Origin of the sequence: Halomonas eurihalina (assembly GCF_008274785.1) — a bacterium.
GTDB lineage: Bacteria > Pseudomonadota > Gammaproteobacteria > Pseudomonadales > Halomonadaceae > Halomonas > Halomonas eurihalina.
Map to the genome: position 1 here is coordinate 1 of NZ_VTPU01000001.1, position 19687 is coordinate 19687.

Below are 19687 nucleotides of genomic sequence, written 5' to 3' on the forward strand. Positions count from 1 at the left end.
TGGGGTGGATGATGGGGATCGAACCCACGACCACCGGAGCCACAATCCGGGGCTCTACCACTGAGCTACATCCACCATGGACGACACTGCTCGACCGCTTCGCTCCGCCAGACGGGAACCATATATGGCGCGCCCAGCAGGACTCGAACCTGCAACCTACGGCTTAGAAGGCCGTTGCTCTATCCGGTTGAGCTATGGGCGCATTCTACGTTCCCAAGCGCCTTCCCGCAAGCCACTGACGAAAAATCTTACTGATCATTCAATAACTTGTGGTCGGGGTGGAGGGATTCGAACCCCCGACATCCTGCTCCCAAAGCAGGCGCGCTACCAAACTGCGCTACACCCCGCCGGCTCTTGCACGGCCCTGACGTCGCCGCAGAGGCCTCGTCAAGCGCTGCGTATTCTACGGAACTTTCCTTCTCCGTCAAGTCGAAAGCCTCATTGCCGCCGCTTTGCCTGAACGCTCCATCATGCGAAAATCCCTTCCTTCTCCCATCCGACCACCAGAGGGAAGCTCGATGACCGCCCAACTGATCGATGGCAAGTCCATTGCCGCCCGCGTTCGCCAGCAGGTTGCTCGCCAGGTGCAGGCACGCCGCAAGGCCGGCGCACGCAATCCCGGACTCGCCGTCGTTCTCGTGGGTGAGGACCCCGCCTCTCATGTCTATGTGCGCCACAAGCGGCGCGCCTGCGAAGAGGCCGGCATCGCCTCGGTCATGCATCAACTGCCTGCCGATACCTCTCAAAAAGACCTGGAGGCGCTGGTCGATGAGCTGAATGCCGACACCGCTATCGACGGCATTCTGGTCCAGCTTCCCCTGCCCGAACATCTCGACTCGCGCCCCATTCTCGAGCGCATTCATCCGCACAAGGACGTCGACGGTTTTCACCCCTACAACCTGGGACGGCTCGCCCAGCGCCTGCCACTACTGCGCCCCTGCACGCCCAAGGGAGTGATCACCCTGCTGCAGGAAAGCGATCTCAAGATTCGCGGCCTGGACGCTACCGTGGTCGGTGCCTCCAATATCGTCGGTCGCCCCATGTCGCTCGAGCTGATGCTGGCCGGCTGCACCACCACCGTCTGCCATCGCTTTACTCGAGACCTCGAAGCCCACGTGCGACGCGCCGAACTCCTGGTGGTCGCGGTGGGCGTGCCCGGCCTGGTCAAGGGCGAGTGGGTTCGCGACGACGCCATCGTCATCGATGTGGGCATAAACCGTCAGGAGGATGGTCGGCTGATCGGTGACGTGGAATTCGAGCCGGCCGCAGCCCGGGCCAGCCACATCACGCCGGTGCCCGGCGGCGTCGGGCCGATGACCGTCGCCTCCCTGCTCGAGAACACCCTGCTGGCTGCCGAGATGCACGACGCCATGGCATGACCGCAACGTGCAAGAACCTCGCGACTCGGTTAAAATGTGCCGCCTAATTTTCTGACTCGCGAGGCGTCTCGATGAGCGACAAGATGAATGTCGAAAGCTTCAACCTCGACCACACCAAGGTGAAGGCGCCCTATGTCCGCCTGGCCGACATCAAGACCGGCCTGCATGGCGACACCATCCACAAGTACGACCTGCGCATCTGCCAGCCCAACAAGGCGCACATGGAGATGCCGGCGCTGCATTCCCTCGAGCACCTGATGGCGGAACTTTCCCGCAATCACTCCGAGCAGGTCGTCGATATCAGCCCGATGGGCTGCCAGACGGGCTTCTATGTCGCCATGATCAACCATGATGACTACGACGGCGTACTCGCGCTGCTCGAAGGTACCCTGAAAGACGTACTCGAGGCCGATGAAGTGCCGGCCTGCAACGAGATGCAGTGCGGCTGGGCCGCCAGTCACAGCCTGGAAGGCGCCAAGGATCTTGCCCGCGACCTGCTGGCCAAGCGTGACGAGTGGACCCAGGTGTTCGCCTAAAGCCTGGTTGAAAAGTGGCTCAGCTCGGCAATACGGCGTTAAAAATCACCTCGAAGTCCTCGTTTACAGCTCCGGAGAAGCTCGTTTCATGAAACGCATCGGTATCATTGGCGCCATGTCCCAGGAAGTCGCGCAACTGGCGGCCATGCTGGAAGATCGCGAGACACGCCACCATGTCGGCAGCACTTTCCATTGCGGCCGGCTGCAGGGTGTAGAGGTCGTGATCCTGCAGTCGGGCATCGGCAAGGTGAACGCCGCCGTCGGCACCACCCTGCTGCTCGACATGTATCAGCCCGAGGCGATCATCAACACGGGGTCGGCCGGCGGTTTCGGCGAAGGGCTCGAGATCGGTGACGTGGTGGTTTCCAGCGAGGTGCGTCATCACGACGTGGATGCCGTGGTATTCGGCTACGAGCACGGCCAGGTGCCACAGATGCCGGCCGCCTACCTGCCCGACGAGCGCCTGGTACGGGTCGCACGCCAGAGCGTCGAGACCATGAACGAGGTCAATGTGGTCGAGGGGCTGATCGCCACCGGCGATGTCTTCATGGCCTGCCCGGAACTGGTGGAGCAGACCCGCTCCCGCTTCCCCACCATGCTCGCCGCCGAGATGGAAGCGGCCGCCATTGCCCAGACCTGTCACCTCTATGGCTGCCCCTTCGTGGTGATTCGCGCCCTTTCCGATATCGCCGGCGGCGGCGACAATCACCTCTCCTTCGAGGAATTCCTGGTCAAGGCCGCCGATCACTCGACGCGCATGGTCAGCGCCATGGTCGAGCGTCTGGCGAGCGAAGCTGTCGTTGTGGAAGACGCCACCGCCGAGTCGTGATCCCGAACATCACATCTCGCAGCCAACATCGCCCGGCCTACGCCGGGCGATGTTGTTTTAGGCTGTACCGGCAGACTGAGGAAACGCTGAAGAAATCTCCGAGCGTAGTGAAGCGCTAGGCGCACGGAGCGCAGGAAGCGAGACATAACAGTTAGTTAGGCGAGCTTTCGAGCAGCGCGCAACACAGCGATTTGCACGCGCAGGTATTTAAGCAGTGTTTCCCTGACGCATTCGCCACTCCAACACCTCCCCTCCCCGCAACGGCACGATGTCCTGCCCGTCCATGTACGGCAGCGTTTCCGGCACCGTCCAGGGCTCACGCACCAGGGTGACGGTATCGGTGTTGCGCGCCAGTCCATAGAAGTCCGGCCCGGCATGGCTGGTAAAGGTTTCCAGTCGATCGAGGGCCCCGGCCTGTTCGAAGGCAGTAGCATACAACTCGAGGGCCACAGGCGCCGTGTAGGCGCCGGCACAGCCGCAGTCGCTCTCCTTGTCACCCTTGGCATGGGGAGCACTGTCGGTGCCCAGGAAAAACTTGCCACTACCGGAAGTGGCGGCCTCTACCAGCGCCTGGCGGTGCCGTTCACGCTTGAGGATCGGCAGGCAGTAATAGTGGGGACGAATGCCGCCGACCAGCATGTGGTTGCGATTGAACAGCAGGTGATGGGCGGTGATGGTGGCAGCCACGTTGTCCGGCGCGGCGGTGACGAAGGCCGCGGCGTCGGCGGTGGTGATATGCTCGAACACCACGCGTAGCGCCGGGTGACGATCCAGCAGGGGCTTCATGACGCGCTCGATGAACACCGCCTCGCGGTCGAAGATGTCGATATCGGCATCGGTCACCTCGCCATGCACCAGCAACGGCATGCCGAGGCGAGCCATGGCGGCAATGGCCGCGTCGCAATGAGCCAGGTCGGTTACACCGGCGGCTGAATTGGTGGTGGCGCCGGCGGGATAGAGCTTGACGGCATGCACCAGGCCACTGGCATGGGCACGTTCGATTTCCTCGGCGCTGGTACGATCGGTGAGATAGAGCGTCATCAAGGGCTCGAAGCCCTCTCCCTCAGGAACCGCCGCCAGGATGCGCTGCCGATAGTCGAGGGCCTGCTCCGTGGTCGTCACCGGCGGCTTCAGGTTGGGCATGATGATGGCGCGGCCCATCTGACGGGCACTGGCGGGCACCACTGCTGGCAGCGCCGCTCCGTCGCGCAGGTGCAGGTGCCAGTCATCCGGGCGGGTCAGGGTCATCGAGTTCACGGCGTATCCTGTTCTTGGCGTGGGTTGGCAGTCCAACAGTATACCGCAATGTGACACACGCCTCAGCGCCCCGCTCGATCCACAGAAAGTCCTTCACGCCACGCGAATTTGACGTATCATCCCCGGCTGAGAACAGCCACGAGGACACCATGCCGAAGGTACGCCATTACGCCGATCTCGTCGCCATCCTGGCCGGCCTCATGTGGTTGATGGTCTACTGGTCGGTCAGCTACTCGGTGCATATCGGCAATATCGAGCCCTCGCTCGCCGCAATGCTGCTGACCGGCAGCCTGATTCTGACCAGCTTCGTGCACCGCCCCACCCGGGTGATGCTGAGACGCTACCATGTTCGCAAGCGCCGAACCGAGATGTGGATGCACATCCTCGCCCTGCCGCTGGTCCTGGCCTTTTTCCTGGCCATCGGGCTCGAGCAACTGATCACGCCTTTGAACGGCGAACAGAAGATGCTGCTGTTCAACGTCATGGCCACCGCCGGCTGGCTGGTGTTCATCTTCACGCTTGCCATCAAGCTGCTGATCCACACGATCACCGAACGGCGCAAGAACCGGCGCTGAACGCCAACGACCGTTCTCGTCGGTCCTCAGAAGCGCTCGAAACGATACGGCGCCATATCGATCTCCGTCGCCTCTCCTTCCATCATCTGCGCCAGCAACCGCCCAGTAGCGGGCCCGAGCGTAAAGCCTTGATGGCCATGGCCGAAGGCGCACCATAGCCCTCGACGGCCCGGCGCCGGGCCGATGACCGGCTTCATGTCGGGCATGCACGGCCGGGCGCCCTTCCAGGGCGTCGACTCGAGCCGCTCGCCGAGGGGGTAGAGCTCCCTGGCCCGAGCCTCGGCTGCCGCCAGCTGCTGGTGGTGGGCCGGCGCCTCGAGCCGCTCCAGCTCGGCGCCCGTGGTCAGGCGAATGCCGGCCCGCATCGGCGCCAGTAGATAGCCCACCTCGGCATCCATCACCCAGTGGTTCAGGTGCGCCCCGTCGGCGCTGCCGTAGTGCATGTGATAGCCGCGCTTGACGAACATCGGCACCGACAGGCCCAGGCGCTCGAGCCAAGTGCGCGACCAGGGCCCCATGGCCAACACGACATCTGCCGCCTGCCGTGTCTGACCGTCGATCTCGACACGCCATCCTTCGCTGTCCTGCACCACATCATTCACCTCGCCGCGCAGCACACGACCGCCCTCAGCCTCAAAGGCACGCGCATAGGCCTGCACCAGGGCGCCCGGGTCGGCCACCGACCAGGAATCCTGCCAGTGCACCGCCCCCGCCAGATCACCCGACAGGCTGGGTTCCATGGCAGCCAGATCCTCGGGCGCCAGCCGCCGGTACCGAACTCCGAAACGCGCATCGTTTTCCTCGGCATCCTCGAGCCGCGCCGCCAGCTTGCCAGCATTGCGATAGACCTCCAGCCAGCCATCGTGACGAACCAGCGACTCGGCCCCGGCGGCCTCGATCATGGGTCCGTGGGCGTCGAGGCAGAGGCGAATCAGGGCGGCATATTCCGGGACAAGGTGGCGATAACGGCTCGGGGCGGAATTCCGCCAGTACTGCAGCAACGGGCCCGCGGCTCGCAGCATGCCGCCCGGACGATAGCGAATATCGACTTCACGATTGGGCAGTACCCGCGCCAGGGTGGCCAGATCGCGGGGGAAAGGATAGGGACGCACCGCCTCGCGCTGGATCAACCCGGCATTGCCAAAGGACGTCTCGCGCCCGGGCTCGCGCCGATCTACCAGCGCGACATCGTGACCTCGCCGAGCCAGATGCCAGGCCACCGACACTCCGACCATGCCGGCTCCCAGAACAATGATTTCGCGCGCCATCCGACTCTCCTTTTTCCGCCATGGATCGGGCCGCCCAACGCAGGCGGCTACGGCTCAACAGGGCCGCGCAACGATTCTATCAGGACGGTGTCGATCGAGCCGTCTCAGTCGGTCGTACCCTCGGCTCGCTGCTCTTCCAGCAAGCGAGTACGCACGAAGTCCGAATGGCTGACATGCAGGAGTTCTGCCAAGCGACGGATGCGATGTTCCTCCAGCGCATCCTTCTTCCCATCGGAGTAGGCCAGCGCCCACATTGCCCTTACCAGCTCGACCCGCGCATCGTAATCGCATTCATCACGCACCAGCCGAACAAAACGGTGATGATCCACCGCCGTCTCGGCCTCGTGCTGGGCCAGGTCCATCAACTCGGCAAGCGCTTCGTCATCAAGACCGAAACGTTGCTCGAGTTCATTGCGCAGGGCATCGAGCTCGGCTGGCTCGAGGCGATAATCCGCACGTATCACCTCGCACAACAGCACCGCCGAGGCCAGGGCCAGTGTCGGCGGCTCCCGCGTCTCCGACGTCGCCGTCATGTCGTTGATCCAGCGTTGTAGCGACGCCAGCATGGCAATCTCCTCTGATATCTTGCTGTTGCCCCGGCATGCCGGCCGGGAGTTCATGTTGGGGTCGACCGCAGCATCGAGCGGATGTTCCCCCGTCCGGTTTAGGCTCGCAAGGTCTTCAACCGAGCCTGATCGGCGTTGCCGAAATCGGGGTCGACATAGATATGCATGCGACGGATCAAGTCGCCCTCGAAGGCGAAGACACTGCAGAAGCGCCCCTGGGAGATCTCGCCGTCGGGCCATGTCGTGCCATCCCGAAGACGCCCGGACTCGGTTCCTTCCACCACGACGTGATCCTTATCGACGATATAGCGAAAGGCATCGATGTCATGGACCAGTTCGGGCACCTCGCGGCGGATGCGCTCCTCGAACTCGATCAGCGCGGTCTTCCCCGATGCCGGCCCGAACTTGGGAAAATAGAAGCTGACGTTCTCGGTGAACAGCGCCGTCACCGAAGGGTCACCGGCATCTACCCGCCGGAAGTAATCCTGCACGATATCACGTCGTGAATTCATGCATTGGCCCCTCCATCGATGGTGAATTCCGCCCCGCTCACCGAACGGCCCTCGGGGCCTACCAGCCAGCGCACCAGGTTCGCCACGTCATCGGCTTCGTTGTAGCGGGGGATCGCCATGACGCCGCGCTGCAGATCCGATAATTCTCCATCGGCAGGATTCATGTCGGTATTCGTGGATCCCGGATGCACGACATTGACGGTGATTCCGCGAGGTCCCAGATCCCGTGCCGCCCCCTTGGTGAGTCCGATCAGGCCGGTCTTGCTCATCGCGTAAAGACTGAGTCCCGGCCAGGGAACGCGTGGCCCGAGGTTGCTGCCGATCGACACGATACGCCCCTCGTCGCGCATGCGACGCGCCGCCGCCTGAATGGCCACGAAGGGCGCACGCAGATTGGTGGTCAGGGTGCGATCGAGATCGTCACGCCCCAGCTCGGCGATATCCCCGGTCAAGAATACCCCGGCGTTGTTGACGAGAATATCGAGTCCTCCGAGGCTCGACACCACGCGCTCCACCGCGTCCTCGACAGCCTGGTCGTCGCGGCTGTCGGCCTGGATGGCCATGGCGCGACCACCCGCCTGCTCGATGTCCGACACCATGGCTTGTGCCTTGTCTTCGCTACCGGCATAGGTCACGGCCACCGCCGCGCCATCACTGGCCAGCCGTTTCGCCACCGCGGCACCGATACCCCGGCTGCCTCCCGTTACCAACGCTACCTTGCCTGTCAGCTGAGTCATGTTGCGGCTCCCGTCGTTTCTTGCGTTCGTCGTTTCTTGCATTCGATGGATCAAGATATTTATGTATTGATCAATACAAAAACAACCATGGCTGGACAATCTCGACCCTGTCAAGATATTTTTGTATCGAATGACACACAAAGGGAGGCCGATATGGCAACACGCGGCAGGCCACGCGGCTTCGACAGGGAAGCGGCCCTGACAAGGGCCATGGAAGTGTTCTGGGAACGAGGCTTCGACAACGCCTCCCTGGGTGAGCTGACTCGCGCCATGGGCATCAACTCCCCCAGCCTGTATGCCGCCTTCGGCAGCAAGGAAGCCCTGTTCCAGGAGGCCATGGCGCTCTACGTGAAGACTGCCGGCGGAGGCATCTGGGATCCCGTCGACAGCCTGGCGACCGCGCGAGACGCCATCGCCCATATTCTGTATGCCACCGCCCGGGCCTTTACCTGCCACGACCGGTCACGGGGCTGCATGATCGTGCTCGCATCACCCCAGGCTCAGGGCTCCAACCCATCGATCAGCGACGAACTGGAACAGCACCGACGCGGCAACCGGAACTGCCTGGAACAGCGTCTGCGCCGCGCCATCGACGAGGGTGAGCTGCCCAGCGACACGGACTGCCATGCCATCGCCACCTTCTACTCGACCGTGCAGCACGGCATGTCGATCCAGGCCCGGGACGGCGCTTCGCGGGAAGAACTGCTCAGTGTCGCTGACTGCGCCATGAGCGCCTGGGACAACTTGACGCGTGCTTCCTGACAGAAGATTCAGCGCTCCAGCCTATCTTTCTCTGCATCATGGGTATCCTTCAATTCCTTTCCTGCCATCACCGTCCATCAATCACTTGAACGTCATGCAACACGGACGCATTGTTGAACAGGGACGCGCCGACACTCTCTTTCTCCGGCCTCGCGGATCCTGTGCGCATAAACCCAGGGCTCGCGCTCAGTTGCGCAACTCTGACGGCCCGACGGACAACACGGAATCGACATGGACACAATGCAATCCCAGCCCTCGGCCTCTCTCTCCACACTGCTCGACCAGCTGTGCGAGCGACTCGGCGCCGGTGCCATACTCACCGGCGATGACGTCGCCGCTCGGTCCGTCGACTGGCTGACCGGTACGCCCTGCCACGCCGCTGCCATCGTGCGCCCCGGCACGCCCGATGAGCTGGCCGAGACACTGCGCCTGTGCCACGCAGCCCGCCAGCCGGTGGTAACGCACGGCGGATTGACCGGCCTGGTACACGGCACCGAGGCCTCGCCCGAGGAACTGGTGATCTCGCTGGAACGTCTCGATGCCATCGAGGCCATCGACCCGGTCGGCGCCACCATCACCGTTCAGGCCGGCGCGCCATTGCAGAAGGTACAGGAGGCGGCCGAAGCGGTCGGGCTGCAGTTCGCCCTCGATCTGGGAGCGCGCGGGAGCTGCACCATCGGCGGCAATATTGCCACCAACGCCGGCGGCAATCGGGTGATCCGCTACGGCATGATGCGTCAGCAGGTGCTGGGGCTGGAAGCGGTACTGGCCGACGGTCGAATCATCAGTTCCATGAGCCCGATGCTCAAGAACAACGCCGGCTATGACCTCAAGCAACTGTTCATCGGCAGCGAAGGTACCCTGGGGATCGTTACGCGGGCGGTGCTTCGCCTCCAGCCCGCCATGCCCGACACCCGCACCGCCCTGGTCGCCTGCCCCTCCTTCGATGCCATGACCGGACTGCTCACCCACATGCGCCAGACCCTCGGCGGCGAACTCAGCGCCTTCGAGGCCATGTGGCGCAACCACTATCGGCTGCTCACCGACGTCAGCGGCCGCCATGCACCACCCGTGGGCACCGAGTCGCCCTTCTATGTCATCATCGAATCCCAGGCCATCGATGCCGACCGCCATGGGGCACGTTTCGACCAGGCCCTCGAGTCGGCCTTCGAGGAGGGCCTGCTGGCGGATGCCGCGATTGCTCAGTCCGATGCCCAGCGTGACGGCCTGTGGGCCATCCGCGAGGACATCGAGGGGCTGGTCCATCTCCTCTCCCCCTTGATGACCTTCGATGTCAGCCTGCCAATCGGTGACATGGCAAGCTATGTCGAGCGAGTGGAAACGACGCTGCAAGAGCAATGGCCGCAGGGACGTCTCTCGGTGTTCGGCCACCTGGGCGACGGTAACCTGCATCTCATGGCCAGCGTCGGCAGCAACGACGCCGACACTCGACACCGGGTGGAAAGTTGCGTCTACGCGCCGCTGGCCGAACTCGACGGATCAATCTCGGCGGAGCACGGCATCGGCCTGGAAAAGCGCAACTGGCTGCCGATCTCGCGCTCTCCGGACGAGCTCGCCCTGATGGTGACCCTCAAGCAGGCCCTGGACCCGCATGGCCTGCTCAATCGCCACAAGGTCGTCACCTGCGCCGCTCAGGACGAGCACTGATCATCCGCCTTTGCCCTTCACTTTCACCAAGGGAGATGTCATGCCCCGCTTCGCCGACCACCTCTACCGCCCGGGCCCGGACAACCCCTTCCCCGGCATCTGGGTCCTCCAGCGCCGCATCGGCCGTGAAATCCCCCACCGCCTGGGATCCAACGAGGGCCTGGATATGCCGCACTCGGCCCTGCGCCGACATTTCGGCGATGCCATGGCCGAACATGCCTACTGTTATGGCGACGCCGAGGCGCAGGGTATTCGCGAACGCCTGTCCCGTCAGCAAGGCATTCCCGTGGAGGCCCTGCTGGTGGATGCCGGCGCCGACAGCCTGCTGGCCCTGGTGTTGCGCGCCGTGGCCCCCTCCGAGGCCAGCGTGATCGCCTCGGCGGGCACTTACCCGACCTTCGGCTATTTCGCCCGTGGGCAGGGCTGCCGTCTGATCGAGGTCGCCTATGACGAAGGTAGCGATCGACTCGCGCCCGACCTGGACGCTCTCGCACGTGCTGCACATGAAGAAAAGGCGCGCCTGGTGTATCTGGCCAATCCCGACAATCCCACCGGGCACCTGCACGACGACGACGCCGTGCGCCGCTTGCGCGACGCCCTGCCCGATGACTGCTGGCTACTGCTCGACGAGGCCTACCACGATTTCCGCGACGATGCCGACACACCCTTCGCCTCGGAAGTACTGCCGGGCGTGATTCGCTGCCGGACGCTCTCCAAGGCCCACGGCATGGCCGGGCTGCGTATCGGCTACGCCATCGCCGAACCCACGACCCTGGCGATGCTGATGAAGGTGCGCATCCACTATGCCGTCTCGACCCTGACCCAGGCCGCCGCCGAGGTGGTGCTCGATCACCCCGACGAGACCCGGCAGCACATCGCCAACGTCATCGACCGTCGACGGCGCCTCAGCGCTCATTTCCGGCAACTGGGCGCCGATGTCCTGCCGAGCGCCACCAACTTCATCGGCATCCGCCTGGGTAGCCCCGAACTGGCCAAACGCGTGCATGCCGAGCTGCTCGAGGAAGGCAAGCTCATCGCCCGCCCCGCGCACCCGGATCTGGGCCATGTACTGCGCATCACCGCAGTGGAAGATGCCATGGTTCCCGGACGCCTGGACACGCTGGAACAGGCCATCCGGGAAGACACGGCTTGAAGTCAGGGGCGCCGCAAGGAGTCACCGCGCCCCACGGCAAAGTACAGCAACCCTGCCTTGCGCACCGTCTCGGGATCATAGAGATTGCGGCCGTCGACAATCACCGGCAGGCCGAGCTGCTGCTTCAGCCAGCCAAAATCCACCATGCGGAAAACCTTCCATTCGGTACAGATCACCAGCGCATCAGCGTTCTCGACCGCGGCTTCCCGCGCGTCCACCAGCGCCAGGTCATCCCGATCACCATACAGGCGATGGCACTCCTCCATCGCCTCGGGGTCATAAGCCTGCACCCTGGCGCCGGCACGCCATAATGCCTCCATCAAAGTACGGCTCGGCGCATCGCGCATGTCATCGGTATTCGGCTTGAAGGCCAGCCCCCACAGGGCGATGGTGCGACCGGCCAGGTCACCATCGAAGGCACGCTCCAGCTTCTCGAACAAGGTCTGCTTCTGGCGGTGATTGACGCCCTCCACCGCCTCCAGCAATTGCGCCTGATACTGTACTTCTCCCGCGGTGCGCGCCAGTGCACGCACGTCCTTGGGAAAGCAGGAGCCACCATAGCCGCATCCCGGATAGATGAAGTGGTAACCGATGCGCGGGTCCGAGCCAATACCACGCCGCACCTGTTCCACGTCAGCCCCCAGGCGTTCCGCCAGGTTGGCGATCTCGTTGATGAAACTGATCTTGGTGGCGAGCATGGCATTGGCCGCATACTTGGTGAGCTCGGCGGCACGCACGTCCATGAACATCAGCTTTTCCTGCAAGCGGATATAGGGCGCGTAACATTCGCGCATCAATTCACGAACCCGCTCGGAATCGGTACCGACCACGAAGCGCGCACCATGCGTGAAATCCTCGATCGCCGCGCCTTCCTTGAGGAATTCCGGGTTCGAGCAAACATCGAAGTCGAGCGTTTCACCGCGCTCCTCGAGCACATTGGCAATGGTCTCTCGGACTCGGTCGGCCGTTCCCACCGGAACCGTGGACTTGTCGACGACGGCCTTGAACCCGTTCATGTGCCGCCCGATGGTCTCGGCAACCGCCAGCACGTACTGCAGATCGGCGCTACCGTCCTCGTCGGGTGGCGTGCCGACGGCAATGAACTGCAGGGTGCCAAACTCGACCGCTGCAACGGCATCGGTGGTGAACGACAACCGCCCCGCGGCGGCATTGGTGTTCACCAACTCCTCCAGACCGGGCTCGAAGATCGGGATTTCGCCGGACTCGAGCCGGGCGATCTTGTCGGCATCAACGTCCACGCACAGCACATCGTGTCCGACATCGGCTAGACAAGCGCCCGTGACAAGCCCCACATAACCGGTACCGAAAATGGTGATCTTCATTCCCTATTACCCCGCCAGAATCCTTGGGAAATACAATGTCATGACTCATCGCGCACGAACGAGACACCGATCGCCGCCCTTGCATCATCACGACAGACAGTGCGATGTGGAATCATTGTAACAGGGCTGCGGAGAAGGCCCAGAATTGCGCGGCCCCCGAACAGGCACGCTATGCTGATGAGTACGGACATCACCCACGCCACACAAGGACGCCCGGCATGATCGTTCGGCCCCTGGCGGCCGAAGGAGCTGACGTCATGGCCATGACAATGACGATCCGGGAGTACCTCCGCGCCTGCGATATCGATTACGAGGAGGTCCCCCATCCACGAGCGGTCTCGACCAGCCGCATCGCCCGTGTCTCGCACGTCGAGGGCGACCAGCTGGCCAAGGCCGTCATGCTGCACGGCGATGCCGGTTATCGCATCGCCGTGTTGCCCAGCGACCGTGATGCTGATCTGGAGCGGATCACTCAACTCTTCCATGAAGACCTGGAACTGGCCACGGAGGACGAGGTGCGCCACGAATTCGATGACTGCGACCCCGGGGCGGCCATTCCAGTGGGACAGGCCTATGGCCTGCAGGTCTATCTCGACGATCATCTGCGCCAACAGTCAGATGTCTACTTCGAGGCCGGCGACCATGAAACCCTGGTGCACATGAGTGGTGGAGAGTTCGACCGGCTAATGGCCGGCAGCCAGCACGGTGATTTCAGTCGTCCCCGCTGAATCCGGGACGAAACGACGGCCGGGGCATAACGCCCCGGCCTTCCTTCAACCGGCCGGTGTTGCCTCGATCACCAGGTTACGCGGGGTCAAATCACGCTTGCAGAAAGTCCCGAAGCCGACCTGAAAACCGGCCTCTTCCATCAGCCTGACGCGATCCAGCGCCAGCCAGACTTCCAGCGGCCGCCGGAACACATGACGCACGAGTTCGAGCCGGGTGACCTCATCCAGGCGCCGGAAACCTTCGGCCTCGTAACGTGCCCAGTCAATATGGGCGGGCAATGCCACGGCCTTGCGCCCGGCCGCCCATTGGCAGAAGGCGGCGAAATCATCGGGCATGCGACCATAGGCCAGGCTCGGCACCGGAAGATAGGCATCCCGACCCGAGACATCGCGTTGCAAGGCATCGAAGCCCAGGCGCCAGGCATTGGCGCGTCGGCGCTGACGACGCACTCCGCTCGGCGCGGTCACCGTTTCCTGCACTGCCATCGCCAGGTCGTCGCGGCACAGTCGCCAGCCTTGCTCGGCCATGTCCTGCCACCCCTGCTCGGACAAGGGACGATAGCGCTCCGCCTCGGTTCGCTGATAACAGCACGGCGCCAGTGTCACCGACGCGCCGCGCCGGGCGGCCAGCTCGAGCAGGCGACCGTGCAGGTCGCCACAGGCATGCAGCGCCATCACCCGGGTGCTCGGCGTCAGCCAGTGGCTGACCCCCTCGGCCAGCACATCCTGCTGATGCAGTTGCACCGCCACTCCCTGACGTCGCGCCAGTTCGTGGCCGGACCGACACAGCTCGGCCTGCCACTCCAGAGCCTCGACACCAACGCCATGCCAGCGTGCCATGCCGCGCGCCAGATGCCCCTTGCCGGCACACCATTCCACCAGTTCGGCGTCTGATGTCACCAGGGGAGCGAAGGCCTGGATCTGGCGCCACTTGCGGCCACCGACGAAGGCTCCCCAGGCATCGGGCAGTGTCGGCCCCTGCGGGGCTAGATCGGGCAGCTGCACCAATTCGGCCAGTTCGGCCACCGGCAACCATCCCGACAAGGGAGACGCCGTGAACGGATCGGCCTGCAACCGCTCCGCCTCGTCCTCGGACAACGCCCTCAGCGCCTCGGCCATCGCCGGATAACGACACTCCCAGGACAAGCGGCGATGCTGGAAAGGCAAGGGCTGCCACACCGGTTGCCACTCGGCCAGCACGGCACCCAATCGCCGAAAGCGGTGTTCATGACTTGGCGCCATCGCAGCCTCGCGGTAACCGGCAGTGAATGGAATATCGCAACGGGGCAGGATAACGCCGACCGTCGCAGCTAGCGAGCACCCCGAACAGTCATCCTATTCGTGTCTCACGATGCTGGAAGAGCATGAACTGCCGGAAGAGTTCCGCCTGACTACCTATATTGAGCTTGGCATAGAGACGCTTGCGATGATTCTTCAGTGTGCCGTGGGTGATTCCCAGCTCCTTGGCCATTTCCGGGCCGGTATGGCCACGCAGGATCAGCCAGGCAACCTGTCGCTCACGTTCGCTGAGACATTCTTGCCCAAAGCTTTCGAGTAATGTCGGCGACTCATGAGGTGCCGGCAGATGCAGACTGCTGGCGAGCCAGAACTGGCGAATCAGCGCCTCCAGCAAGGGAAACAGATAAGCTAGAGTGGCCATGAGTTCGGCTTGCCCGGTGGCGTGATGACGGCGATAGAAACCGAAGGACAGCGACAGACACTCGCCCTGTCCCAGTGGAAAGAAGGCTGCGGCCTCGTCGTACAGGCCAAGATCGCGATAGTAGGTCGCGAAATAGTCACTGTTGCGAAAACCGGCTGGAGCGATCTCATCCAGCGTCCAGAGCCCGGCTCGCGCTACCATCTGCCAGTGCCGATAGAAAGGGTCGAGCAAATACATGCGCTCGACGTATGGCATCAACACACGCCGATCCAACTCGGCCGAAAGGTTACTGGCCAGCACGGCCGGCCTTCCACCGCAGGGAAAGTGAAAGACCACATGGCTGATATCGGGAAAATAGGCCTCCAGCCCCTTGCCTAGCCCTTCCAGAAATTCGGGCGAGCGCACCTGGCCGGCCAGCCGGGCCACCGGAGCCAGGCTTGCGGGAGGTCGTGTATCGCGCACGGCCGGTGTCATGGGCACTCCCTCGCCGGATGGTGAGCCAGCGTTACCGTCGACCTATTGAACTCTCAGCCTACCTGATCGACTCGAGCATGGCAGCTGCCCGCTCAATCAACGCTGCCTGGTGAGGTTGCAAGGATTGCTGCCCCCATTGGGCGATCTCCTCGGCTGACGGATCCCTCGCCGAGACGGTGCTGCCAGCCAGCGTCTGTATCACGGCATGACCACAGAACGGTACATAGCCTTGGGAATAGCCGCCCTCATGCACCATGACCAAGCGCCCCCCACAGAGCTCGTCTGCAGCCTCTACCAACATCTGCGTCATGCGCCCGAAGGTTGTGCTGTTGAGCAACATGCACCCCAGCGGGTCCATCGCCGACGCGTCATAGCCACAAGCCACCACGATCAGTTCCGGCTGGAAGCGTGTCAGCGCCGGCAACACCACACGTTCCATGCAGGCGAGATAGGCACCGATTCCGCTGCCAGCCGGCAGCGGTACGTTAAGGTTATAGCCATAACCGGCCCCCTCGCCCCGCTCCTCGATGCTGCCACTGCCCAGCGGGTAGTTGTTGTCATGATGAAGTGAGAGAGTCAGCACCTCATTGGTGCCCCAGAAGGCTCGTTGGGTGCCATTGCCATGATGCACATCCCAATCGATCACAACCACACGGCCCAGGCGATGTCGTGCCTGCATGGCCATGACCGCCACCGGAATGTTGCCCAGCAGGCAAAAGCCTCGTCCACGATCGGGTTCGGCATGATGGCCCGGGGGACGGCACAGAGCATAGGCATTGTCGCAGTCGCCTCGCAGTACGGCCTGCATGGCTTCGATCGCCTGACCAGCGGATCGCCGAGCAATCGCGTAACTGTCACGGCCCACTGGAGCACATTCACCGGCCTCGCCATGCCCCTGCTCGCTCATCTCGGCAAGCTGCTCCAGATAGCGGCGAGAATGGAAGCGCAGTAGATCAGCCTCATCGGCCGGCTGCCCCTTGAGGGGAACCAGGTCGTCGACCAGGCCGGTCATCTCCACCAGATTGCGCAGCCTACGCTTGGTCTCAGGGTGCTCGGCAGCGCCCGCTGGCTGAACATGCCCCCCGGAGGAAGGAAAGACCGAGCAAGGACCGCCGTCATGCCACATGCAGTGTTCGTGAAACGCAAAACCGGTACGACGCATCGCATCATCCTCATTCAAGCCAACAGGAAATAGGCAACGGCACTGATCAGTGCCGCCAGCAATACATACGGGAGTTGAGTCAGCGCATGCTGGATTGGCGAAATACCGCAACCACGAGCACTGAGTACGGTCGCATCACCGAAAAAGCAGGCATGCGAGCCAAAGGCTCCGGCAGATATCATCGCCCCCAGGGTGAGCGGCAGAGAGGCGTCCGTAGCCTGAGCGATGGGAATAACAATAGGAAAAGCAATAGCGTAGACGCCCCAGAACGAGCCGGTCGCGAAAGCCAGCGCAGCGAGTAGCAGGAAGGTCACCCCGGGCAGCCAACTGCCGCGCATCACCGGCTCTACCCAGGAAATCAGGGTCTCGGTAAGTCCCAGGCTCTCGTTGACGGACTGCAGAATAAAGGCAGCAAAGACAATGCCCAACGGCAGCAGCATCTGCTGAAATCCCGCCAACAGCTCGTCGAACAGTCGGTTAAGCGGTGCGATATCCTGGGCAATGTAGAGTCCCAATGTCACCAGTAGCGCGAAGCCGACCCCAATCAAGGCATCGATATCGAACCACCAGGTCGCCAGCAGCAGGGTAACCACCGGCAAGACGAAGTTCACCAACCGCGGCGGACGATGGGTCTGACGTTCGGTATCGTCGCTCGCCAATTCGTCGTCACGTGCCTCTTCGCCCCGCTCGGCAGCCTTCATCCGACCAAGCGCAGGGACGATCCCCGAGGCGACCAAAATGACCAGCATCAAGGCTACCCACGGGTAGATCAGATAGGGCACCAGCCCCAGATAATAGCTGAACCCCTGCCCGGCCTCGGCCAAATGGTGGCTTTCCAGCAGCCCCGCCAGGTAGATCGCCCAGGTGGAAAAGGGGATCAACAGGCAGATCGGAGCCGCAGTGGAGTCGACGATATAGGCCAGCATCGAGCGCGAGATTCTCAAACGGTCGAACAGCCGCTTCATGGCCGCCGAAACCGTCATCGCGTTCAGATAGTCATCGATGAAGATCAGCGCCCCAAGGCCCGTCGCCCCGAGCATTGCGGTACGACGATTCTTGAGATAACGACCGGCACTATGGCTGAAGGCCTCGGTGCCACGCGCGAACTGCAGCAACCCGATCAGGCTCCCCAACAAGCCACAGACCAGAATGATCCACCCCATGGTGGGGTTCTGCATCACCTCGAGACCGGTCACGGCCATGTCCTGCACCGCCGTGGTCGGCGACAGGATCAAAAAGCCGCTGAGACAGCCCGCCAGTAGAGCCTCCAAAGTACGGCGTGTGATCAGCGCCATGCCGATCACTACCAGGGTGGGCAGCAACGCATAGAGGCCATAGGCCGCGTCCTCAACCAGCAGATGACCACTCAGACTCGCGGCCACTACGATCGCCAACAGGCCCAGGCCGCGACGCAGTCTGTTCTCCGCTCCCAGGCCATGTTCACGTGGATAGTGCGTCGATTCGTCCATTGCCATCCCCTTATTGTTGTTGAAGGACATGGCATTGATAGCACTGCCGCCTGCAGGGAACGATATCCCCAAGGGGACAACCGAAGATGCCTGCCAGCCACCACCCGCCGGTCGGGCGGATGGCTTTTTCATCCTCGACGGGCGGTGGCAGGAAGATTAACGTTCGTCGATCTCGGGTCGGAACCCGCAGGACAGCACGATGCGGTTCCAGCCGTTGATGACCACCACCAGGGAGGTGAGGCTCAACTGCTCCTCCAGGCTGAAGCTTGCTTTCATCCGGTCGCGAAGCGCCTGATCAACCTCGCTTTCGGCCAGCAGGGTGAGCGCTTCCGTCCAGGCCAGCGCCGCGCGTTCGCGCTCACTGAAACCCGGGGACTCTCGCCAGGCCGGCAGCACGTCGAGACGTGCCTGCCGTTCGCCATCGCCGCGAGCCTCTTCGGCATGCATCCGCTGGCAGAAGGCGCAGCCATTGAGCTGGGAGGCACGCAGGAAGACCAGATGAATCAGGCCAGGCTCGATGCCTGATGCCGCTACAGCCTCCTGGGTCGACTGGAGCCCCTTCACCAGAGCGGGCTGCAAACGATAGAAGTCGGCACGAGAAACATACTCTTGCATGATGCACTCCTGTTCGGGACATGGAGTGCCCAGCATGCGCGGGCGTCGCCGTCACGCCTTGTAGATTTGCGCCAACTTGCGTCGACGATATTCGGCCGGCGTTTCTCCGCCGTGGCGGCGAAAACGATGGGTAAAATGCGCCTGATCGTGAAAGCCGCATGCCAGGGCGACCTGGCTGATCGACGGCTCGGAGCGCGACAGCAGAGCCCTGGCATGCTTGAGGCGTTGCAGCAGATCCATCTGCGCGGGCGCCAATCCGACCTGATGGCGAAACGTTCGCTCGAGGGTCCGGCGACTCAAACCATGATTCGCCACTGCTCGTTCGATCGTGAAGCGCCCGTTGTCGATCAGCGGCAGAAGACGCTGCACATGACCGATTCGGGGACCACTCGCTTCCGCCCGGGCCAGCAGCCAGGCATCGAGCCGCGCCAGTCGATCCTCCAACGACAGGCGCGGCAAGGCATCACGTATGGCTGGCCAGTCATCGGGTGCCCGCCTCGCCCATTGCTCGGCATCGCTCAGCGTCTCCAGTGACATACCGAATAACTGGAAGGCCCCACCGGGGCGAAAGCGAATGCCCAGGCTGGCTCCCACGGTCGTGGTATAGGCCGCCACCGGGCGCCGTGTGATGTCCCAGCCGGCGGATGGTCTCGTGGTATCGAGCCCCCTGAACGTCAGAGTGATCCCGCCATCGGGGTAGAGCTTGTCACGGGTCGGCGTCTCCGGAGGCGGGCCTTGCACGAACCAGTAATGATCCACCCAGGGCCGCAAGGCCGGCACCGGCAGCAGACGATGGATGACCAGGCGCGGCAAGACCAGTGGCGTCAGACCGGAGCGATGCCGGCGTGGATCAACGGACTGTCGGAACGTCATTCAGACCCCGCAATATCGGTGACTCGGCAACGCAGGACAGTATAGTTCAGCTCCCCTCCCGTCATGCCAGACGCAGCAGGGCCGCAATGCAGCAAAAAAAGTTCCTCGAAGAGAGTAATTA

Annotated in this window: 20 protein-coding genes and 3 tRNA genes; 8 read left to right on the forward strand and 15 right to left on the reverse strand. The window is 63.1% G+C overall.

Annotated elements, in window-relative coordinates:
- From FZZ93_RS00005 to FZZ93_RS00015, 3 genes are all read right to left on the reverse strand, one after another.
- Positions 1-75: transfer RNA gene (locus tag FZZ93_RS00005), tRNA-His, on the reverse strand.
- Between the two features lie 50 nt (positions 76-125).
- Positions 126-202: transfer RNA gene (locus FZZ93_RS00010), tRNA-Arg, on the reverse strand.
- Positions 203-270: 68 nt separating this feature from the next.
- A tRNA-Pro gene (locus FZZ93_RS00015) sits at positions 271-347 on the reverse strand.
- A 171-nt stretch (positions 348-518) separates the two neighbouring features.
- Here FZZ93_RS00015 and folD point away from each other — a divergent pair.
- The 3 genes from folD to mtnN all read left to right on the forward strand — a co-directional run bounded on the left by folD (position 519) and on the right by mtnN (position 2744).
- A complete protein-coding gene (gene folD / locus FZZ93_RS00020) occupies positions 519-1379 on the forward strand; it encodes a bifunctional methylenetetrahydrofolate dehydrogenase/methenyltetrahydrofolate cyclohydrolase FolD (protein ID WP_149320291.1) in 861 nt (286 codons plus the stop codon).
- 71 nt (positions 1380-1450) lie between these two features.
- Entirely contained in the window at positions 1451-1915 is a 465-nt protein-coding gene (locus FZZ93_RS00025; protein WP_149320292.1) for an S-ribosylhomocysteine lyase, read from the forward strand.
- Between the two features lie 88 nt (positions 1916-2003).
- Positions 2004-2744 (forward strand): 5'-methylthioadenosine/S-adenosylhomocysteine nucleosidase, encoded by a 741-nt coding sequence (gene mtnN, locus FZZ93_RS00030; RefSeq protein ID WP_149320293.1) that lies wholly within the window; start codon positions 2004-2006, stop codon positions 2742-2744.
- A gap of 207 nt (positions 2745-2951) precedes the next feature.
- Here the strand turns inward: mtnN and pyrC are convergent, their stop codons facing one another.
- Complete coding sequence (pyrC, locus tag FZZ93_RS00035; RefSeq protein ID WP_149320294.1) at positions 2952-4001, reverse strand: dihydroorotase; 1050 nt, start codon at positions 3999-4001, stop codon at positions 2952-2954.
- 149 nt (positions 4002-4150) lie between these two features.
- Between pyrC and FZZ93_RS00040 the strand changes: the two genes are divergently transcribed.
- Positions 4151-4576: a hypothetical protein gene (locus tag FZZ93_RS00040; protein WP_149320295.1), complete on the forward strand. Its 426-nt coding sequence runs from the start codon at positions 4151-4153 to the stop codon at positions 4574-4576.
- Between the two features lie 26 nt (positions 4577-4602).
- Here FZZ93_RS00040 and FZZ93_RS00045 read toward each other — a convergent pair whose 3' ends face one another.
- From FZZ93_RS00045 to FZZ93_RS00060, 4 genes are all read right to left on the reverse strand, one after another.
- On the reverse strand, positions 4603-5844 hold the full coding sequence (locus tag FZZ93_RS00045) for an NAD(P)/FAD-dependent oxidoreductase (RefSeq protein ID WP_149320296.1): 1242 nt from the start codon (positions 5842-5844) through the stop codon (positions 4603-4605).
- A gap of 104 nt (positions 5845-5948) precedes the next feature.
- Positions 5949-6410, reverse strand: coding sequence for a tellurite resistance TerB family protein (locus FZZ93_RS00050; RefSeq protein WP_149320297.1), 462 nt, complete (start codon positions 6408-6410; stop codon positions 5949-5951).
- A 98-nt stretch (positions 6411-6508) separates the two neighbouring features.
- A complete protein-coding gene (locus FZZ93_RS00055; RefSeq protein ID WP_149320298.1) occupies positions 6509-6922 on the reverse strand; it encodes a nuclear transport factor 2 family protein in 414 nt (137 codons plus the stop codon).
- Positions 6919-7659, reverse strand: a complete 741-nt coding sequence (locus tag FZZ93_RS00060; RefSeq protein WP_149320299.1) for a 3-oxoacyl-ACP reductase family protein — start codon at positions 7657-7659, stop codon at positions 6919-6921. Before FZZ93_RS00060 ends, FZZ93_RS00055 begins: the two co-directional genes overlap by 4 nt.
- A 153-nt stretch (positions 7660-7812) precedes the next feature.
- Between FZZ93_RS00060 and FZZ93_RS00065 the strand changes: the two genes are divergently transcribed.
- The 3 genes from FZZ93_RS00065 (at position 7813) to FZZ93_RS00075 (ending at position 11242) form a co-directional block, all read left to right on the forward strand.
- A complete protein-coding gene (locus tag FZZ93_RS00065; protein ID WP_149320300.1) occupies positions 7813-8421 on the forward strand; it encodes a TetR/AcrR family transcriptional regulator in 609 nt (202 codons plus the stop codon).
- Positions 8422-8652: 231 nt separating this feature from the next.
- The gene (locus tag FZZ93_RS00070) at positions 8653-10089 is read left to right on the forward strand and encodes an FAD-binding oxidoreductase (protein ID WP_246146048.1); all 1437 of its coding nucleotides are present in this window, start codon (positions 8653-8655) and stop codon (positions 10087-10089) included.
- 40 nt (positions 10090-10129) lie between these two features.
- Complete coding sequence (locus tag FZZ93_RS00075; protein WP_149320301.1) at positions 10130-11242, forward strand: pyridoxal phosphate-dependent aminotransferase; 1113 nt, start codon at positions 10130-10132, stop codon at positions 11240-11242.
- Positions 11243-11244: 2 nt separating this feature from the next.
- Here the strand turns inward: FZZ93_RS00075 and FZZ93_RS00080 are convergent, their stop codons facing one another.
- The gene (locus FZZ93_RS00080) at positions 11245-12585 is read right to left on the reverse strand and encodes a UDP-glucose dehydrogenase family protein (RefSeq protein ID WP_149320302.1); all 1341 of its coding nucleotides are present in this window, start codon (positions 12583-12585) and stop codon (positions 11245-11247) included.
- A 218-nt stretch (positions 12586-12803) separates the two neighbouring features.
- Here FZZ93_RS00080 and FZZ93_RS00085 point away from each other — a divergent pair, with 218 nt between their 5' ends.
- Positions 12804-13313 carry an aminoacyl-tRNA deacylase gene (locus FZZ93_RS00085; RefSeq protein ID WP_246146049.1) on the forward strand — a complete coding sequence of 170 codons (510 nt, stop codon included), beginning with the start codon at positions 12804-12806 and terminating at the stop codon, positions 13311-13313.
- A 45-nt stretch (positions 13314-13358) separates the two neighbouring features.
- Here the strand turns inward: FZZ93_RS00085 and FZZ93_RS00090 are convergent, their stop codons facing one another.
- The 6 genes from FZZ93_RS00090 to FZZ93_RS00115 form a co-directional block, all read right to left on the reverse strand.
- On the reverse strand, positions 13359-14555 hold the full coding sequence (locus FZZ93_RS00090; RefSeq protein ID WP_149320303.1) for a methyltransferase: 1197 nt from the start codon (positions 14553-14555) through the stop codon (positions 13359-13361).
- Positions 14556-14643: 88 nt separating this feature from the next.
- On the reverse strand, positions 14644-15447 hold the full coding sequence (locus FZZ93_RS00095; protein WP_149320304.1) for a helix-turn-helix transcriptional regulator: 804 nt from the start codon (positions 15445-15447) through the stop codon (positions 14644-14646).
- Between the two features lie 58 nt (positions 15448-15505).
- Positions 15506-16609 (reverse strand): class II histone deacetylase, encoded by a 1104-nt coding sequence (locus FZZ93_RS00100; RefSeq protein WP_149320305.1) that lies wholly within the window; start codon positions 16607-16609, stop codon positions 15506-15508.
- Positions 16610-16623: 14 nt separating this feature from the next.
- Positions 16624-18078 carry a Na+/H+ antiporter NhaC family protein gene (locus tag FZZ93_RS00105; protein WP_149320306.1) on the reverse strand — a complete coding sequence of 485 codons (1455 nt, stop codon included), beginning with the start codon at positions 18076-18078 and terminating at the stop codon, positions 16624-16626.
- 156 nt (positions 18079-18234) lie between these two features.
- Entirely contained in the window at positions 18235-18693 is a 459-nt protein-coding gene (locus tag FZZ93_RS00110; RefSeq protein WP_149320307.1) for a carboxymuconolactone decarboxylase family protein, read from the reverse strand.
- A 51-nt stretch (positions 18694-18744) separates the two neighbouring features.
- Positions 18745-19566: an AraC family transcriptional regulator gene (locus FZZ93_RS00115; RefSeq protein WP_149320308.1), complete on the reverse strand. Its 822-nt coding sequence runs from the start codon at positions 19564-19566 to the stop codon at positions 18745-18747.
- Between the last annotated feature and the right edge of the window lie 121 nt (positions 19567-19687).

Bases quoted from the DNA above. Each gene is read 5' to 3' on its own strand.
- FZZ93_RS00115 (WP_149320308.1), bottom strand. From the start codon at position 19,566: ATGACGTTCCGACAGTCCGTTGATCCACGCCGGCATCGCTCCGGTCTG.
- FZZ93_RS00055 (WP_149320298.1), bottom strand. From the start codon at position 6,922: ATGAATTCACGACGTGATATCGTGCAGGATTACTTCCGGCGGGTAGAT.
- FZZ93_RS00110 (WP_149320307.1), bottom strand. From the start codon at position 18,693: ATGCAAGAGTATGTTTCTCGTGCCGACTTCTATCGTTTGCAGCCCGCT.
- FZZ93_RS00090 (WP_149320303.1), bottom strand. From the start codon at position 14,555: ATGGCGCCAAGTCATGAACACCGCTTTCGGCGATTGGGTGCCGTGCTG.
- FZZ93_RS00050 (WP_149320297.1), bottom strand. From the start codon at position 6,410: ATGCTGGCGTCGCTACAACGCTGGATCAACGACATGACGGCGACGTCG.
- mtnN (WP_149320293.1), top strand. From the start codon at position 2,004: ATGAAACGCATCGGTATCATTGGCGCCATGTCCCAGGAAGTCGCGCAA.
- FZZ93_RS00060 (WP_149320299.1), bottom strand. From the start codon at position 7,659: ATGACTCAGCTGACAGGCAAGGTAGCGTTGGTAACGGGAGGCAGCCGG.
- FZZ93_RS00105 (WP_149320306.1), bottom strand. From the start codon at position 18,078: ATGGACGAATCGACGCACTATCCACGTGAACATGGCCTGGGAGCGGAG.
- FZZ93_RS00100 (WP_149320305.1), bottom strand. From the start codon at position 16,609: ATGCGTCGTACCGGTTTTGCGTTTCACGAACACTGCATGTGGCATGAC.
- folD (WP_149320291.1), top strand. From the start codon at position 519: ATGACCGCCCAACTGATCGATGGCAAGTCCATTGCCGCCCGCGTTCGC.
- FZZ93_RS00080 (WP_149320302.1), bottom strand. From the start codon at position 12,585: ATGAAGATCACCATTTTCGGTACCGGTTATGTGGGGCTTGTCACGGGC.
- FZZ93_RS00095 (WP_149320304.1), bottom strand. From the start codon at position 15,447: ATGACACCGGCCGTGCGCGATACACGACCTCCCGCAAGCCTGGCTCCG.
- FZZ93_RS00085 (WP_246146049.1), top strand. From the start codon at position 12,804: ATGATCGTTCGGCCCCTGGCGGCCGAAGGAGCTGACGTCATGGCCATG.
- FZZ93_RS00045 (WP_149320296.1), bottom strand. From the start codon at position 5,844: ATGGCGCGCGAAATCATTGTTCTGGGAGCCGGCATGGTCGGAGTGTCG.
- FZZ93_RS00040 (WP_149320295.1), top strand. From the start codon at position 4,151: ATGCCGAAGGTACGCCATTACGCCGATCTCGTCGCCATCCTGGCCGGC.
- FZZ93_RS00025 (WP_149320292.1), top strand. From the start codon at position 1,451: ATGAGCGACAAGATGAATGTCGAAAGCTTCAACCTCGACCACACCAAG.
- FZZ93_RS00075 (WP_149320301.1), top strand. From the start codon at position 10,130: ATGCCCCGCTTCGCCGACCACCTCTACCGCCCGGGCCCGGACAACCCC.
- FZZ93_RS00065 (WP_149320300.1), top strand. From the start codon at position 7,813: ATGGCAACACGCGGCAGGCCACGCGGCTTCGACAGGGAAGCGGCCCTG.
- FZZ93_RS00070 (WP_246146048.1), top strand. From the start codon at position 8,653: ATGGACACAATGCAATCCCAGCCCTCGGCCTCTCTCTCCACACTGCTC.